The sequence below is a fragment of the Streptomyces sp. NPDC054956 genome, assembly GCF_053609185.1.
Genome location: NZ_JBSGXB010000579.1, coordinates 1 through 2136 on the forward strand (window position 1 = coordinate 1; position 2136 = coordinate 2136).

2 protein-coding genes are annotated in these 2136 nt (G+C 74.3%); both read right to left on the minus strand.

The annotated features are described in order from the left end of the window. Positions 1-1007 (minus strand): alkaline phosphatase family protein (locus ACWGDE_RS38435; RefSeq protein ID WP_453393728.1); only part of this gene is annotated, 1007 nt, incomplete at its 3' end. A gap of 148 nt (positions 1008-1155) precedes the next feature. Beyond that, positions 1156-2136: hypothetical protein (locus tag ACWGDE_RS38440; RefSeq protein WP_453393729.1), on the minus strand; the 981-nt coding region annotated here is incomplete at its 5' end.

Consider the following 2136-nt stretch of genomic DNA (forward strand, 5'->3'; position numbering starts at 1 on the left):
GGGGGGGCGGGGGGGGGGGGGGCGGTGGGGGTGGGTGTGGGGGTGGGGGTGGCCGTGGGTGTCGGGGTCGGGGTCGGCGTGGGTTCCGTGGAGCCGAACACCTCGCTGATCGGCTGGACGTTGGCCGCGTTCCCCGCGTGCCCGGTGCCGAACAGGTCCTCGAAGGTGCGCAGCAGGTGGTGGTGGTTGAAGGCGGTGGCGTACTTGCCCGTCTTGACGTTCGCACCGTAGAAGACGGTGGCGATCTGGTTGGAGCCGAGGTAGTTGTCCTCGTCCCACGTCAGCACCAGCAGGCTGTTGTTGGCCTTCGCCCACTGCGCGTAGGCGTCGATGTTGTTCTTCGTCCAGGTGTCGCCCGTGGCCACCGAGCAGGAGTGCATGTCGTTGCACTGGTTGGGCACGATGAACGACAGGTCCGGCAGCGCCGCGAAGTTGCCCTGCGGGAACTGGGCCCACGTCTTCCCGGTGTTCAGCGGCACGTTCTTGAAGGCGAACCACGGGTTGTGCTTCTGCGCGTACTGGCCGTTGGTGCAGGCGGTGGAACCCTCGGCGGGCAGGTCCTCGTTGTACGACGCGAAGGTCTTGCCCGCGGCGATGAGTTCCTGGCCGAGGTTGGCCGCGGTCATCGACTGCGGGGTGTAGCAGCCGTCACCGGTGATTCCCTGGGTGCCCCCGGAGAAGAGGTTGAAGTAGTTCGGCTGGCTGGGGTGGGTCAGCGCCTTCATGCCCGTCAGGCTCGCGCCGGCGTTGGCCAGTTGGTTGACGTACGGGGCGTTGGCGCTGCCGATGACCTCGCCGTACTGCTTGTTCTCGTACACGACGACGACCACGTGGTCGTACGCCGGCAGCGCGGACGTCTTCGCTACGGCCGTCGAACCGCTCTCGGCGGCCTGGGAGTTGGCGATGGTGAAGGCGCCCAGCAGGCCGAGCGTGCCGAGTCCGGCGACGAGCGCGGACCGGGTGGCCCGGTGTCTCGCGTGCGCCGTCGTCGAGGGGTGGATGGGCATGGGTGGTTCCTCCTCGTGATGGGTGAAGATCGCTCGCTGGTGCGTGATGGCTGGTGGGTGGTGCATGGCGGGCGGTGGGTGGTGCGGCCCCGTGGTGGGCCCCGTGGTGGATGGCCGGCCGCGTGGTGCGTGGCGTGGTGCCCCGGTGTCAGTGCTCGCGGCGGGCCGCGCCGGCCACGGCGATGTTCAGGAACCGCGGTAGGGGCCGGCCCCGGTCGCGGAAGTCCTCCGCGACCGCCGCCCGTACCGCCGTCAGCCGCGCCTCGGGCAGCAGCACCAGTACGCTCCGCCCCGGCCGCTGCCCGGGCGGCCAGGCGCTGAGGGACCCCGCCCTGCGGGCGCAGGCCACGGCCCGGGCCAGGTCCGCCGCCCGGTCCGCGTTCCCGGCGCCTGCGCGTACGGCCATCAGGACCAGGCGGGCCCCCGAGTCGGCAGGGTCGAAGGCGACGTACCGCTGCCGTTGCCGACGGGGCTCGCGGGGCCGCGCCCCCTGGCCCAGCAGCAGCGCTCTGCCGGGCCGGGCGAAGAGGGCCCCCCGGCGCAGCGCGTCGTCGCCGTCCGGCAGTGCCTCGGCCATCAGCCGGGCCAGCAGCGCACGGTCCGGTTCCTCGCCCGGCGGTGTGTGCACGTCGGCCACCGCGAGGGCCACCGCGCAGTCGGCGGGCTCCGCCGTGGCCAGCCCGGCGGCCGGGGTGAGGGAGCCCTGGAGGTGCAGGTCGGTGCCGCCGCGGCCGTAGCCGGCCCGGGCCAGTGCGCGCAGCAGGGCATACGGCCGCGCGGCCCAGGCCGGGGTGGCGGGCGCCGGACCGGACAGGGTCAGCGGCAGGTCGCAGCTGTCAGCGGGGTGGCCGAGGGAGCTGAGCCGTACGAGGCCGTCGGTGCGCGGGGCGGCGGCGGCCGACACGGGCCAGCCCGCGGCCGCGACGAGGCCGGGCGACCCGAGGTGGAAGGTGTAGGGGGCGCTCCAGACGGCGGCCGGGGGCCGGCCGTGGGCGGCCTCCAGGGCGTAGGCGACGAGCCGGAAGAGCGGGTCGGCGGTGGCCCGGCGGGCCAGGTCGCCCGCGTCGGGGGCCGCGGGACCGGCCGCGGCGGCCGCGCCCGTCACCGCTCGTCCTTGCGGGCCAGAATT